Source organism: Variovorax ginsengisoli (genome assembly GCF_030486595.1).
GTDB lineage: Bacteria > Pseudomonadota > Gammaproteobacteria > Burkholderiales > Burkholderiaceae_C > Variovorax > Variovorax ginsengisoli_B.
In genome coordinates, this window is record NZ_JAUJZH010000013.1 from 1 (window position 1) to 13,008 (window position 13,008).

General features: G+C 68.2%; 13 protein-coding genes. 4 read left to right on the forward strand and 9 right to left on the reverse strand.

Annotation, left to right across the window (positions count from 1 at the left end):
* A partial coding sequence (locus QZH52_RS18230; RefSeq protein ID WP_301812050.1) for an alpha/beta fold hydrolase occupies positions 1-110 on the reverse strand: 110 nt, incomplete at its 3' end.
* Between the two features lie 127 nt (positions 111-237).
* Between QZH52_RS18230 and QZH52_RS18235 the strand changes: the two genes are divergently transcribed.
* Positions 238-1,329, forward strand: a complete 1,092-nt coding sequence (locus tag QZH52_RS18235; RefSeq protein WP_301811661.1) for an adenylate/guanylate cyclase domain-containing protein — start codon at positions 238-240, stop codon at positions 1,327-1,329.
* Here the strand turns inward: QZH52_RS18235 and QZH52_RS18240 are convergent.
* Entirely contained in the window at positions 1,301-2,719 is a 1,419-nt protein-coding gene (locus QZH52_RS18240; protein WP_301811663.1) for an MFS transporter, read from the reverse strand. The two genes, QZH52_RS18235 and QZH52_RS18240, sit on opposite strands and share 29 nt — an antisense overlap.
* Entirely contained in the window at positions 2,716-3,261 is a 546-nt protein-coding gene (locus QZH52_RS18245) for a cupin domain-containing protein (protein WP_301811667.1), read from the reverse strand. The genes QZH52_RS18240 and QZH52_RS18245 overlap by 4 nt, the downstream gene beginning before the upstream one ends.
* Before the next feature lie 148 nt (positions 3,262-3,409).
* On the opposite strand from QZH52_RS18245, the gene QZH52_RS18250 reads away from it, so the two are divergent.
* Together QZH52_RS18250 and QZH52_RS18255 are read left to right on the forward strand one after the other, a co-directional pair.
* Positions 3,410-4,321: a LysR family transcriptional regulator gene (locus QZH52_RS18250; RefSeq protein WP_301811669.1), complete on the forward strand. Its 912-nt coding sequence runs from the start codon at positions 3,410-3,412 to the stop codon at positions 4,319-4,321.
* 113 nt (positions 4,322-4,434) lie between these two features.
* Positions 4,435-5,472, forward strand: coding sequence for an alpha/beta hydrolase family protein (locus QZH52_RS18255; protein ID WP_301811671.1), 1,038 nt, complete (start codon positions 4,435-4,437; stop codon positions 5,470-5,472).
* A gap of 6 nt (positions 5,473-5,478) precedes the next feature.
* Here QZH52_RS18255 and QZH52_RS18260 read toward each other — a convergent pair whose 3' ends face one another.
* From QZH52_RS18260 to QZH52_RS18275, 4 genes are read right to left on the reverse strand one after another with little or no spacing between them, the layout of a single operon-like run.
* A complete protein-coding gene (locus QZH52_RS18260) occupies positions 5,479-6,075 on the reverse strand; it encodes a DAK2 domain-containing protein (RefSeq protein ID WP_301811674.1) in 597 nt (198 codons plus the stop codon).
* Complete coding sequence (locus QZH52_RS18265) at positions 6,075-7,073, reverse strand: dihydroxyacetone kinase subunit DhaK (protein WP_301811677.1); 999 nt, start codon at positions 7,071-7,073, stop codon at positions 6,075-6,077. The genes QZH52_RS18260 and QZH52_RS18265 overlap by 1 nt, the downstream gene beginning before the upstream one ends.
* 3 nt (positions 7,074-7,076) lie before the next feature.
* Positions 7,077-8,057 carry a Bug family tripartite tricarboxylate transporter substrate binding protein gene (locus tag QZH52_RS18270; protein ID WP_286538137.1) on the reverse strand — a complete coding sequence of 327 codons (981 nt, stop codon included), beginning with the start codon at positions 8,055-8,057 and terminating at the stop codon, positions 7,077-7,079.
* A 34-nt stretch (positions 8,058-8,091) separates the two neighbouring features.
* Positions 8,092-8,982: a dihydrodipicolinate synthase family protein gene (locus QZH52_RS18275; protein WP_301811680.1), complete on the reverse strand. Its 891-nt coding sequence runs from the start codon at positions 8,980-8,982 to the stop codon at positions 8,092-8,094.
* A gap of 157 nt (positions 8,983-9,139) precedes the next feature.
* On the opposite strand from QZH52_RS18275, the gene QZH52_RS18280 reads away from it, so the two are divergent.
* Complete coding sequence (locus tag QZH52_RS18280) at positions 9,140-9,880, forward strand: GntR family transcriptional regulator (RefSeq protein WP_301811682.1); 741 nt, start codon at positions 9,140-9,142, stop codon at positions 9,878-9,880.
* 48 nt (positions 9,881-9,928) lie between these two features.
* Here QZH52_RS18280 and QZH52_RS18285 read toward each other — a convergent pair whose 3' ends face one another.
* Entirely contained in the window at positions 9,929-11,155 is a 1,227-nt protein-coding gene (locus tag QZH52_RS18285) for an acyl-CoA dehydrogenase family protein (protein WP_301811684.1), read from the reverse strand.
* Between the two features lie 103 nt (positions 11,156-11,258).
* On the reverse strand, positions 11,259-12,968 hold the full coding sequence (locus tag QZH52_RS18290) for a flavin-containing monooxygenase (RefSeq protein WP_301811686.1): 1,710 nt from the start codon (positions 12,966-12,968) through the stop codon (positions 11,259-11,261).
* Positions 12,969-13,008: the final 40 nt, after the last annotated feature.

Sequence of the window (13,008 nt, forward strand, 5' to 3'; positions counted from 1 at the left end):
TCGTCGCTGGAAAGCGGCCAACCGTGATGAAACATGATCGGCTGGCCGTCCTTGGGGCCCCAATCCTTGTAGAAGATCTCTACGCCGTCCTTGGTCTTGATCGTGCTCATGAGCTGATGGCCTTTCTGAAAAGCTGTTTGGATTCGCGTGTGACGAACGCCACACGATATTTCGAACGATTCCTCCATGCAAGTCTCGCACCAGACGCGCGCGCGGCGCCCTTAGACTCGAAGCCAGATGACCGCCCCGCTTTCAGCCGTCGCGCGCGAACGAATCCGGCGCTTCATGCGCGTCGTGCGCATGGCCGCGGCCATCGGCGCCGGCGTCGGTGCCGTCTACGCGGGCGCGATGGCCGCCCCGGACGCTCGCTCGCTGCTCGCTTCCCTGCTGATCTCCATGCCGATCGGCGTCATCAGTGCCGTGCTCACGGCTTCGTCGATCGCCGGCATCGAGATGTTCCTGCTGCCGCGCGCTTCGATGCGCTGGCTCGACGCGCTGCCGTTTGTCGCGGTGTTCATCCTGAAGACGCTCGTCTACGGCGCGATCGCCTGGGCGGTGATCGCTGGCCAGCCGGGGCAGCGCCTGTTGGGCGTCGTCACCGCCTACGACGCGCGCACCGGCCTGATCGCGGCGTTCTTGTCGCTCGTGCCGGTTGCCGTCATGGTGATGATGTTTCAGGCCGCAGGCCTCGTCGGCTACCGCACCTTCATGGCCCTGCTGACAGGCAAGTATCGACAGCCCTTCGCCGAGCGACGCTTCTTCCTCTTCGTCGACGTGGTGGGCTCGACCGCGATCGCCGAGCGGCTCGGCGCCTTGCAGGCACACCGCTTCCTGGCCGCGGTGTTCTCAGCGGTCGCTGAACCGATCGAGCTGTGGCGCGGCGAAATCTACCAGTATGTCGGGGACGAGATCGTGATTACCTGGGTCGAGGCGGACGGCGTCGTCGATGCGCGGGCGCTGCGCTGCTTGTTCGCGATGCGCGCTGCAATTGCCGCCGACGCGAACCGGTTTGTCCAGCGCTTCGGCGTGCAGCCGGAACTGCGCGCGGCCCTGCACCTGGGCGAGGTCATCGCCGGCGAGGTCGGCCAGGTGCGCCGCGCGATTGTCTACCATGGCGACGTCATGAACACGACCGGGCGCCTCGAGCAGGCAACCCGCGAGGTCGGATGCCTGTTCATCGCCTCGGCGGAAGCGCTGGCCTCCCTGGCGGCGCCGCCCGAAATCCGTACCCACGACCTCGGGGCACTGGCCCTGCGCGGACGGGTCGAGCCCATTCATGCGTTCTGCGTCGAAGAGTCGGTCAAGAGCGTCTTGACGCGTGCACCTTGAGCAGGCCGTTTTCCAGCGGCGACCATGCCGCCGACCCGTCCGGTCGTTGCCCGGCCGGTCTCGCCCGCACCAGGCTCGCGATGCCCGCCGCCAAGGTCAGCACGGCGCCGATTCCGAGCCCGATCCTGGGCGCAGCGTCGGCGGATGCGACAGTGAACAGCAGGCTCATGACGATTCCGCCTGCGGTTTGACCCGCCAGCCTGGCGGTGCCCTGGAGGCCTCCGGCAGCCCCGCTCCGATCATCGGGAGCGGACAGGAACAGGTTGCGGTTGTTCGGCACCTGGAACAGCCCGAAGCCCAGCCCGCATGCCACGGTGATCAGGATCAGTGGCTGCGACCTCCCCTTCAGGGGCCACAGCGAGGCCGCCGCCAGCCCCAACGCGAGCAGCGTGGCGCCAGCCGCGCAAAGCCACGCCGTCGGCACGCGGTCGGCCAGACGTCCTGCAAGAGGCGCCGCGACCGCCACGGCCAGGGGCCAGGGCGTCATGAAGAGCCCTGTGGTCAGCGCGCCCTGCCTCAGGCTGTGCTGCAGGTAGAAAGGAAGCGCCATCAGGCCCGCTGTCGTGCCCGCGAAGCAGCACATCGAGGCGATCACCGAGAGGCGCATCGACGCCGAGCGGAGCAGATCCAGCGGGATCAGGGGCGTGGCCTTCGGCATCTCCCGCCGGACCAGCGCCGTCAGCCCGAAAGCCGCTGCGGCGAGGAGCACCGCGGCCAGGGCCGGCACCTCGACCAGAAGCTCCGCGCCAATGACCAGCGAGGCCAGTGCCCCTGCGTTCAGCGCCACGCTGGCCAGGTCGAGGCGGCGCGCCGTCCCGTCGAGCGCCGGCAATGCACGCGTGGCGATCAGGACCAGGCCACCCAGCGGCAGGTTCAAGGTGAACAGCCAGGGCCAACTCAAGTTCGTGAGGATCGGCGCGCCGACGGTCGGACCCGCCGCGGACGACAGCGCGACCGCGAGCGCGTTCCAGCCGATGGCGGCGCCGAGCCGTCGACGCGGAACGACGGAGCGCAACAGGGCAACGCCGAGCGCCATCACCGCCGCGCCGCCGAGGCCCTGGACAAAACGGGCCGTGACGAGCCACGGCAGCGAAGGCGAGAGCGCGCACAACGCGGAAGCGACCGTGAACACCGCAACGCCAACCCTGAACACCCGGCGATGGCCCAGGCTCTCGCCCAATGCCGCGCAAGGCAGCAGTCCGATCATCAACGCCGCCTGGTAGGCCGTGACGACCCATACCGACATCGCAGGCGCGACCTGCAGCGATCGTCCGATCGTCGGCAGCGCGACGTTGACGATGCCCGCATCGAGCACCACGAGCACCATCGCCGCCAGCACCGCCGCAACGGCGGCGGCCCGCGAACCTTGCGCGGTCGAGGTTTCGATCATGGCGTGCCGAAGGTCCAGACGCCGTCCTTCTCGACATAGCGCGTCACCCGGTGTTCGTCCTTGTCTTCCTTCTTGAGGTCGCGCTCGGTGAACCGGTACAGGAGCGCCGGCCCTTTCATGCACCGCGTGTCATGGATGTCCCCCGGCAGATACACCTGGACCTGCCCCGGCCGCATCAGCGTCGAGTCCCGCATCACGAGCCCGACCGTGCCGTTGCGGTTCGCCACCCGCGCATAGGTTCTCATCTCGATCTCGCCCTGCTGGATCGCGTAGATGACCCAGCCCCGGCCGTGGTCATGGGGTGGCCTGTAGAGCCCCGCGTGTTCCGAATGCGCCAGGAGCACGAAGCCGTGGGTCGGATCGCGATGGAGCTCCTTGTTCGCCGGCGCTTCGACGTGCAAGGCTGCCAGCCAGTCTTCCGTGCCCGGTGCCCGGAGAAGGTCGGCCAAGTGGCGCCTGCACCCGGCGACCACCTGCTCGCTCAGCGGGCCCCAGACGGACTTGATGCCCTGGATCGATGCTTCGAGCGTGTTGCTGGCCATGACTTCTTCCCTTTCAGTTGCGCTTGGACGACCCTCGTCAAGCAGTGCTCGAACGATAGGACGCCAGTGCGAATTGCGGAAGGCGCAGCAGTTGCAACATATACGTGCACCGAACGCCATGTCAGCCCGAACGTGCTAGCTTCGGCGCATGTCGACGCCTGATCTGAACCTGCTCGTCACCCTCGACGTCCTGCTGGCCGAAGGCAGCGTCGCGGGCGCTGCGCGACGTTTGCGCCTGAGCCCTTCGGCGATGAGTCGGGCCCTCGCGCGATTGCGGGAAACCACCGGCGACCCGCTGCTGGTCCGCGCCGGGAGGGGCCTGGTGGCCACTCCCCGCGCGCTGGATCTGCGCGAGCGCGTCAACCAGCTCGTCCAGGAGGCCGAGGCGGTCCTGCGGCCTGCCGAGGCGCTCGACCTCCGGGCGCTGGTCCGGACGTTCACGCTGCGCACCAGCGAAGGCTTCGTCGAGACCTTCGGACCCGGTCTGCTCGAACGCGCCGGTCGTGAAGCGCCCGGCGTGCGGCTGCGTTTCATGCAGAAGGCGGACAAGGAGAGCGCGTCCCTGCGCGACGGCACGGTCGATCTCGAGACGGGGGTCATTGGAAATACCACCGGACCGGAAGTCCGCGTGCAGGCCCTGTTCCGGGACCGATTCGTTGGCGTCGTGCGCACCGGGCATCCGCTGTGTCGGGGCGAGATGACGGCAGCCCGGTACGCGGCCGGAAGCCACGTGGTCGCGTCGCGGCGCGGCGCCGACAAAGGCCCGATCGACGAAGCCCTGAAGCCGCTCGGCCTGGAGCGCGAGGTCGGGACGGTCGTCGGCGGGTTCGCGACCGCGCTGGCACTGGCTCGGGCCTCCGACCTGATCGCCAGTGTTCCTGAACGCCACACCGAAGGCCTGCGCGCCGGCATGCACAGCTTTCGCCTGCCGATGCCCGAGCCGGAGATCACCGTGTCGCTGCTCTGGCACCCGAGGTTGGATGGCGACCTGGCGCACCGCTGGCTGCGCCGTTGCGTTCGGGACGTCTGCGGCGCGTTCACGCCACCCGACTGCGCCTGACGCCGGGTTCCGGGTGCTCCGTCGCATGGCGATGGCGCGGTGGAGGTCGCGCCATGACGATGGCGATCCCGACCACCCGGCAACCCCTGCCACTTCCTTCAAGGAACCCGCTCATGCGCACCAGACAACGTGGCCTCCTGCTGGCCCTCGGCCTGTTCCTGTCGATCAACGCCCTGGCCAGCCAGGCAGGATTCCGGACCCTCAGCGTTCCCGGCCTGCCCGCGGACCCCGGGCCCATCCCCGTCGCCTTGTTCTACCCCACGCAGGCGCCCGAACGAACCGTCGCGATGGGCCCGTTCACGGTCCATGCCGCCCTGGGCGGTGCGCCTGAGGCACAGGTGAAAGGCTTGATCGTCCTGAGCCACGGACACCGCGGCTCGGAACTGGCCCACGCCAGCCTGGCCGAAGCGCTGGCGCGCGATGGCTACCTGGTCGCCGCGCTGCGCCATCCCGGCGACAACTGGCAGGACGGCTCGTTGCTCGCGAACGGCCCGGCCCGCTACTTCAGCGCGCGCCCGCAACAGGCCTCGCGCGTGATCGACGCGCTGCTGCAGGACCCCGCCTGGAAGGACCGGATCGCGCGCGACGCCAGGGGGCCGCGCATCGGCGCCGTCGGACACTCGGCGGGGGGCTACACGGTGCTGGCGCTGGCCGGGGCAGAGCCCGAGCTGCAACGCCTCGCCACCCATTGCGCGAGCGAGCGTGCCGACGATCCGATTCTTTGCGGCCTGGCTCGCACCGGAGACCCGGCAGCGACCCGCACCGGGCAGACGGATCAGGGGGTGCCGACGCTGGCGGACGGCCGGGTTCGCGCCATCGTCGCGCTGGCCCCGCTGGGCGCCGTCATTTCAGCGCGATCGCTGGCCGCGATCCAGGTCCCGACCCTGGTCTACGAAGCCGAACAGGACCGATATCTGGTCCCGCGCTTCCATGCCGAGTGGATCGCGCGCAACCTGTCCGGGGTCGAACTGCGCCGCGTTCCCGGCGCCTGGCACTCGGCATTCATGGACATCCCCGGCATGCCCATCCCGACGCCCGACGGCGACATCGCGGCCGATCCGCCGGGCTTCGATCGGCCCGCGTTCCTGCAACGGTTGGGCACCGAGGTCCCGGCCTACTTCGACAGGGTCCTGAGCTCGGCTGCCCCCTGAAATTGCTCAGAGGCTGTCGACCATGCGCTGCAATGCCACCATGCCCGGGTCGTCCAGGCCGATGGTCTTGTCCGCGAACATGCGGGCGCGGCCGATCCGGTTGGGCTGGTCGCGAAAGGCATCCAGCGCATCGCGCATCGCGCTGCTGGCGACCTGACGCACAGCGGCCTCCGGGGACGCGCCGGCAAGTGCGAACTGGATCGCGTGCAGGCCGTCCAGAACCGTCTTGTCGCCGAGGCTGGCGCCACCGCGGGCGGACAGCACCGACACCACCTCGCCCAGCAGCGCCGCCAGATCGGATCGATCGAGCGAGGCCACGCCCGCGCAGCGCTTGGCCGACGTGGCCAGGGCGACCGTCAGCAGGGTGCCGAAGCTCGATCCCGATGCCTTGGCGCTGGCCTGCGCGCAGCGCTTGAAGATGCCTTCCAGCGTGTCGGGCAGTTCAGGCAAGGCCTGCTCGATCAGCGTTGCACACTTGTCGAGCGTGACGCCCAGGTCGGCATCGCCGAGACGGCCGTCCAGCGCATTGAGTTCGGGCGCCGCCGAATGCATGGCCGCGCACCAGCGCGGCACGGCGGCGGTCAGAGTGGGGGCGTCGAGCATCAGCGGACACTCCAGAACGGGCAATGGGCCGGCGCGGCCAGCAGGGTTTCGAGTTCGGCATCGAGCTTCATGACGCTCAACGAGGCGCCGGCCATTTCCATCGACGTCGCATAGCGACCCACCAGGGGCCGCACGACCGTGACGCCGCGCTCGGCCAGCACCGACGCCACCCGCCGGTAGAGGATGTAGAGCTCTTCGGCCGGGGTGGCGCCCAGGCTGTTGACCAGCACGGCCACGCGATCGCCCGAAGCCAGGAACAGCTCCGGCAACACGTGGGCCAGCATCTCGTCCGCCAGCGCGTCGGCCTTCTTGAGCGGTCCGCGCCAGATGCCCGGTTCGCCATGGATGCCCATGCCGAACTCGACATCTCCGGCGTCGATGCTGAACGAAGCCTGCCCGGATTCGGGCACCACGCAGGGCGACAGCGCCACCCCGATCGATCGGCATGCATCGTTGGCCTTGCGCGCCACCGCTGCGACCTGCGCCAGCGTTGCGCCCGCTGCCGCGCTCGCGCCCGCGACCTTGTAGACCAGCACGAGTCCGGCCACGCCGCGGCGCTTCTCGCGCTGCGCCATGGGCGCGCTCGCGACGTCGTCGGACACCCGGACCGATGCGATGTCCATGCCGTCGAGCGCCAGCATCTCGGCGGCCATCTCGAAGTTCATGCGGTCGCCGCCGTAGTTGCCATACAGCTGCAGCACGCCGGCACCGCCATCGGCCGCGCGCATGGCTTCCATGCAGTCGTCCATCCGAGGTCCGGCAAAGACGTTGCCCACGGCGCAGCTGTCGAGCAGCCCTTCCCCGACATAGCCCAGAAACACCGGCAGATGGCCCGAGCCGCCGCCGGTGACGATGCCGACCTTGCCGGACACCGCCCCGCCCGCGCGGCACACCACGCGCCCGCCGTCGCCGCGGCGCTGCAGTTCGGGATGGGCCATGCAGAGTCCGTCGAGCATTTCGTCGACGTAGGCATTCGGGTCGTTGAGGATCTTCTTCACTTGTCAGTCGACCTTGAGGCGGCCGTCCTTGGTGGCCTGGGCGGCGAGTGCGTACTCGGCTTCGAGGATCCGTCCGAATTCCTGCGGCGTGCTGGAGAGCGCCACGCTGCCGAGCTCGCGGGCGCTGTTCACCGTCTGCGGGTCTTTCACCGCCTGCGCCAGAGCGGCCGCGAGCTTGTCCTGGACGTCCTTCGGAGTTCCGCTCGGCGCCAGGACGCCGACATAGGTCGTGCCGTCGATGCTGCCGAAGCCGAGCTCCGAGACCGTCTGCACGCCGGGCAGCAGCGGGTCCTGGGTGGGCCCCAGGACCGCCAGCGCCTGCAGCGCGCCGCCCTTGATGTGCTGCAGCGCACTCGGAACCTGGTCGAAGTGGACGTCGATCTGGCCACCGATCAGGTCGATCAGCGCGGGACCGGAACCCTTGTAGCTGACGATCGTGAACTTGGTCTTGAGCAAGCTTTCCAGCTGCAGCAGGGCCAGGTGGTTGGGCGTGCCCGGGCCGGAATGCGCCGCGGTCAGCTTCCCTTCGCCGGAGCGTGCATAGGCGGCGAACTCCTTGAAGTTCTTGAAGCGCGTCTCGTCCTTGCGGGCGAGCAACACCATGGAGCTCTTGTTGACGAGCCCCAACGGCGCGAAGTTGGTGCGCCCGTAGCTGGTCTTGACCATCTCGGGAACGGTCACCACCACGCCGGCGCCGCACAGCAGCAAGGTGTAGCCGTCCGGCGCGGCGCGTGCGACTTGTGCAGCGCCGATCGAGCCGCCCGCGCCGGCGCGGTTGTCCACGATCACCGACTGGCCGAGCACCTTGCCCAGTGCGACCGCGACGGTCCGGGCCACGATGTCGGTGTTGCCGCCCGGGGCGAACGGCACGACGAGCGTGACGGGCCTGCTCGGGAAGGCTTGCGCCCAGGCATGCGAACCCAGTGCGCCGCTGGCGGCGGCGACCGCGCCGAGCTTGAGTAGTTGTCTGCGTTGGATGGTCATTTCCTTGTCTCCGTAGTCGTTGATTGCCCGGGCTTCAGTTGTCGAAGCGCAGCACGTTGTCCATGGCGGCCTTGATGCGGGCCAGCTGAGCCGGCTGGGTCGCCGGCATCGGTGCGCGCGGCAAGCCCGCGTCGCAGCCCTGCAGCGTGATGGAGGTCTTGATGTTGGCCGGCAGGTTGTCGCCGACCAAGGCGTTCCAGAATGCGAGCATCGCCTTGTGGATTTCCAGCCCCTTCACATGGTCACCCGCCTGCACGGTGTCCCACAGGGTGACGCACACACCCGGGAGTGCGGCCGGCGTTGCCGCGATCGTGCCGTGCGCGCCCAGCGCGAATGACGAATACAGCAACGCATCGACGGCGGAGAACACCTTGCAGCCTGCCGGCACGCCGAGCAGCAGATCGGCCATGAGCTTGAGGTCGCCCTGGCTCTGCTTGATGCCCTGCACACCGGGCAGCTCCTGCATGAGGCGAATCATCTGGGCCGGGTTCAGGTAGTTCCAGGGCACGACGTTGTAGATCACGACGGGGACATCCGTGGCTTCGGTGAGCGCCTTGAAATGGTTGTGGGTCGCTTCCTCGTCCGGCTTGAACAGGTAGTGGACCGGCGTGACCTGCAGCGCGGCGATGGGCAGGTGCGCGATCGCCTTGGCGCGGTTGATGGCATCGCGTGTGCTGTTCGAGATGATGCCGGCCACGATCGGCACGGCGCCCGCGACTTCCGCTGCGGTGATTTCCATGACGCGCTTGAACTCGTCGACCGTGAAGGTGTGGCCCTCCCCCGTGCTGCCGCCCGGGCAGACACCATGGACCTTCTTGTCCAGGTTGAAACGAATGACCTTGCGGAAGGCGGCTTCGTCGATGCTTCCGTCCGCGGTGAACGGTGTGACGAGCGGCGGAATGACGCCGGTGAGATCGAGACCCATGAGAACGACTCCAGTGGTGGTGAGGGATGGCTGTGGACGCTGAGTGCTGCGCTGGTATCGAACTATACTCCAACTGACATGTCAGTCATAGTTCAGTATTAACCCTAGTTCCTCGCCATGAGGTCCGCGCGCTCGACGCGGCTTAACATCTCACCCCATGAACACCAGCGCCATCGTCCGAACCGCGGCCGTGAAATCCGCCACTGCGGGAGCCAACGAAGGCGAACACGTCAACCAGCGCAGCCGCGCCTACCAGGGTTTCCGGCAACAGATCATCGACGCCAGGATCCGGCCGGGCCAGTTCGTTTCACAGCGGGAACTGATGGAACTGCTGGAGATGCCCCTGGCCGCGGTGCGCGAACTGATCCCCCGCCTCGAGGCTGCCGGATTGATCAAGACCGTGCCGCAGCGCGGGCTGCAGATCGCATCCGTCGACATGAAGCTGATCCGAAATGCGTGGCAGGTGCGGGCGATGGTGGAGCGCGAGGCGGTCGTGAACTTCGCGCGTGTCGCGAGCCCCGAGACCATTGCCCGGCTGATCAAGCAGCACGAGGCGATTCTTGAGCGCGCGATGCAGCCGCACCCCGACGAGCACCTCGAGAAGGATGCCCAGGCCGTGGACTGGGGACTGCACGACCAGATGGTCGACGCCATCGGCAACGAAATCCTGTCCGAGATCTATCGGGTCAACAGCCTCCACGTGCGCTTGATCCGCTACGACGCGGACTCGATGCGTCCGGTCCAGGTCGTGCCAGCGATGCGCGAGCACCTCGCGTTCCTGCACGCGCTGGAGGCCGGGGACAGCGAAGGCGCGCTGGCGCAGATGATGGCGCACATCGAGCAATCGAAGCACCGCGTTCTCGCCGGGATGCTTCGCGCCGGGCAAGGCGCAGCCTAGGGCTTCGACGACGAGGTGCGGCTGCGGCCGCCCTCCCCGCGCGAGGCCCTACGCCGCCGCAGGCCGCTTCGCCAGCTCAAGCTTGGCGATGGCATTGCGGTGCACTTCGTCCGGTCCGTCGACGATGCGCACGGTGCGCTGGTGCGCATAGGCCTCGGCCAGCCAGAAGTCCTGGCTGACGCCGGCCGCGCCATGCGCCTGGATCGCCCAGTCGACCACCTTGCACGACATGTTGGGGGCCACCACCTTGATCATGGCGATCTCGGCACGCGCTTCCTTGTTGCCGACCGTGTCCATCTTGTAGGCGGCGTTCAGCGTCAGCAGGCGCGCCTGGTCGATCAAGCAGCGCGACTCGGCGATGCGCTCGTGCCAGACCGATTGCTCGGCCAAGGGCTTTCCGAAGGCGATGCGCGAACGAAGCCGGTCGCACATCAGTTCCAGCGCGCGCTCGGCAGCGCCGATCGAGCGCATGCAATGGTGGATGCGTCCCGGGCCCAGGCGGCCCTGGGCGATCTCGAAGCCGCGGCCCTCGCCGAGCAGGATGTTGCCGACCGGCACGCGGACGTTCTCCAGCAGCACCTCCATGTGGCCGTGCGGTGCATCGTCGTAGCCGAACACCGAGAGGTGCCGCAGCACGCTCACGCCGGGCGTGTCGCGCGGCACCAGCACCATCGACTGCTGCGCATGACGCGGCGCCTCGGTGTCGGTCTTGCCCATCACGATGAAGATCTTGCAGCGCGGGCTGCCCGCGCCGGACGAGAACCACTTGCGGCCGTTGATGACGTATTCGTCGCCTTCGCGCGTGATGGTGCACTGGATGTTGGTGGCGTCCGAGGAGGCCACGGCCGGCTCGGTCATCAGGAAGCCCGAGCGGATCTCGCCGGCGAGCAGCGGCTCGAGCCACTGGTCCTTCTGCGCCTCGGTGCCGTAGCGTTCGATGGTTTCCATGTTGCCGGTATCGGGCGCCGAGCAGTTGAACACCTCGCCCGACCACGAGACACGCCCCATCACCTCGCACAGCGGTGCGTAGTCGAGGTTCGAGATGCCCGGCACGCCGCGGTGCTCGTGCGGCAGGAACATGTTCCAGAGGCCGGCGGCGCGGGCCAGCGGCTTGAGTTCCTCGATCAACGGCGAGACCTGCCATGCATTGCCCTGGCGGCGAAACGCATCCATCTCCTCGTGATAGCGCGCTTCGTTGGGATAGATGTGCTGGTCGAAGAATTGCCGCAGGCGCTGCAGCAGATCGCGGGTCTTGGGGGAGGGTTCGGCAAACATGGTGTGTCCTTCGTTCTGGAGGGTGGCGTCCGTTCATGGCGCCCGGTGTCCACGATTAGAACGCGGCCGCAGCCAGGATGCCGTCTCCCTTGTGACGCGGTGGCTAGACCCCGGCGACCGGATCCGCCGCGGCGAATCGCGGTTCGGCCTCCGCATCGGCCTTCGCCGGCCCGAAGCTGAAGCTGGCGTACCCGTCATGCGCGGCCGCCGCCGTGTACTGCCGGTAGGCATGGAAGCCCCCTGTGAAAAGCGTCAAACCCTGCGGCTTGTCCTTCACGTTGGCGCCGACCCACCAGGTCTTGGCCTTGTTGATCAGCGAGCGCTTGGCCAGGTTGCGCACGACGCCCATCCAGTCCTCTTCGGCCTTGGGGGTGGGCTCGATCGTCTTCAGGCCGTTCTTGTGCATGTGCGTGATGGCCCCGGCGATCCAGTCCACGTCGTGCTCGCTGATGCGGATGATGTTGGCGAGCGCCGCCGGACCGTTGGGGCCGGTGGTCATGAAGAGGTTCGGGAAGCCTTCCATCATCAGCCCCAGGTACGAGCGCGCGCCCTCCTTCCACTTGTCGTTGACCGTCCGCCCGTCGCGCCCGGTCACTTCGAAGGCCATCATGGCGCCGGTGAGCCCGTCGTAGCCGGTGGCGAGGATCAGCATGTCGAGTTCGACCTCGCCCGACTCGGTGCGCACGCCCTTCTCGGTGACCTCGACGATCGGATCGGCGAGGCAATCCTTCAGGTGCACGTTCGGCAGGTTGTAGGTCTCGTAGTAGCTGGAGTCCAGGCAAGGCCGGCGGGCGAAGATCGGATAGCCCTTGGGCTTGAGCTTCTCGGCGACCACCGGGTCCTTGACGATCTCGGGGATCCGGTTGCGCACGAACTCGGCCACCTGCTCGTTCGCCTCCTCGTTGAGCATCAGGTCCGAGAAGGTGCCGAGCATCGCCAGCCCGCCCTGCTTCCAGGCGTCTTCCAGCAAGGCCTGGCGCTGGGCCCGGGTGACGCTGAAAAAGGCCCGCGTCGACTGCGGCCGCGTGCCGCCGACGGCGCTGTTGCGCGCCGCCTCGCGGATCCCCGGGTAGTGCCGCTTGACCTCGGCCACGTACTCGGCGTCGAGCTCGACATTGCGCATCGGCATGGTGAAGCTCGGCGTGCGCTGGAAGACGAAGAGTTCGCCGGCCTGCGGGCCGATCTCCTGCACGATCTGGATGCCGGTCGACCCGGTACCGATGACGCCGACGCGCTGGCCCTCGTAGCTGACCGGTTCGTGCGGCCACCGGGCGGCATGCAGCAGGCGGCCCTTGAAGCGTTTCACGCCGGGGATGTCCGGCTCCTTCGGGACCGACAGCGGGCCGGTCGCCATGACGCAATACGGCGCCTCCCAGGTCTCGCCGCGGTCGGTCTTGAGCACCCAAAGCCCGCGCGCCGCGTCCCAGTTGGCACGGTTGACCCGCGTGTCGAACTGGAAGTGCGGGCGCAGGCTGAGCTTGCTGGCGACGAAGTCGATGTAGCGCAGCAGCTCGGGCTGGGCCGCGAACTGCTCCGACCAGGTCCATTCCTGCTCGATCTCGGGCGAGAACGAATAGCTGTAGTCGATGCTGGGCAGGTCGACCCGCGCGCCCGGATAGCGGTTCCAGTACCAGACACCGCCCAGGTCGCCCCCGGCCTCGAAGGCCTGCAGGCGGAGGCCCATCTCGCGAAAGCGGTAGACGGCGTACATGCCTCCGAAGCCGCCGCCGACCACCAGGACGTCGACGCGTCGGGTGCCGGGGCCGTTCTGAGCGAGGGCGGTGTTGAGGTTCTTCGAGGTGTCGGCGTTCATGCGCATCTCCATGGGGGTTCTGGTCAACAAATCGGGGCCG

What these genes read in the sequence shown, in the direction of transcription:
- QZH52_RS18285 (WP_301811684.1), bottom strand. Translation starts at nt 11,155, where the DNA reads ATGTTTGCCGAACCCTCCCCCAAGACCCGCGATCTGCTGCAGCGCCTG.
- QZH52_RS18275 (WP_301811680.1), bottom strand. Translation starts at nt 8,982, where the DNA reads ATGGGTCTCGATCTCACCGGCGTCATTCCGCCGCTCGTCACACCGTTC.
- QZH52_RS18240 (WP_301811663.1), bottom strand. Translation starts at nt 2,719, where the DNA reads ATGATCGAAACCTCGACCGCGCAAGGTTCGCGGGCCGCCGCCGTTGCG.
- QZH52_RS18250 (WP_301811669.1), top strand. Translation starts at nt 3,410, where the DNA reads ATGTCGACGCCTGATCTGAACCTGCTCGTCACCCTCGACGTCCTGCTG.
- QZH52_RS18235 (WP_301811661.1), top strand. Translation starts at nt 238, where the DNA reads ATGACCGCCCCGCTTTCAGCCGTCGCGCGCGAACGAATCCGGCGCTTC.
- QZH52_RS18280 (WP_301811682.1), top strand. Translation starts at nt 9,140, where the DNA reads ATGAACACCAGCGCCATCGTCCGAACCGCGGCCGTGAAATCCGCCACT.
- QZH52_RS18270 (WP_286538137.1), bottom strand. Translation starts at nt 8,057, where the DNA reads ATGACCATCCAACGCAGACAACTACTCAAGCTCGGCGCGGTCGCCGCC.
- QZH52_RS18290 (WP_301811686.1), bottom strand. Translation starts at nt 12,968, where the DNA reads ATGAACGCCGACACCTCGAAGAACCTCAACACCGCCCTCGCTCAGAAC.
- QZH52_RS18245 (WP_301811667.1), bottom strand. Translation starts at nt 3,261, where the DNA reads ATGGCCAGCAACACGCTCGAAGCATCGATCCAGGGCATCAAGTCCGTC.
- QZH52_RS18255 (WP_301811671.1), top strand. Translation starts at nt 4,435, where the DNA reads ATGCGCACCAGACAACGTGGCCTCCTGCTGGCCCTCGGCCTGTTCCTG.
- QZH52_RS18260 (WP_301811674.1), bottom strand. Translation starts at nt 6,075, where the DNA reads ATGCTCGACGCCCCCACTCTGACCGCCGCCGTGCCGCGCTGGTGCGCG.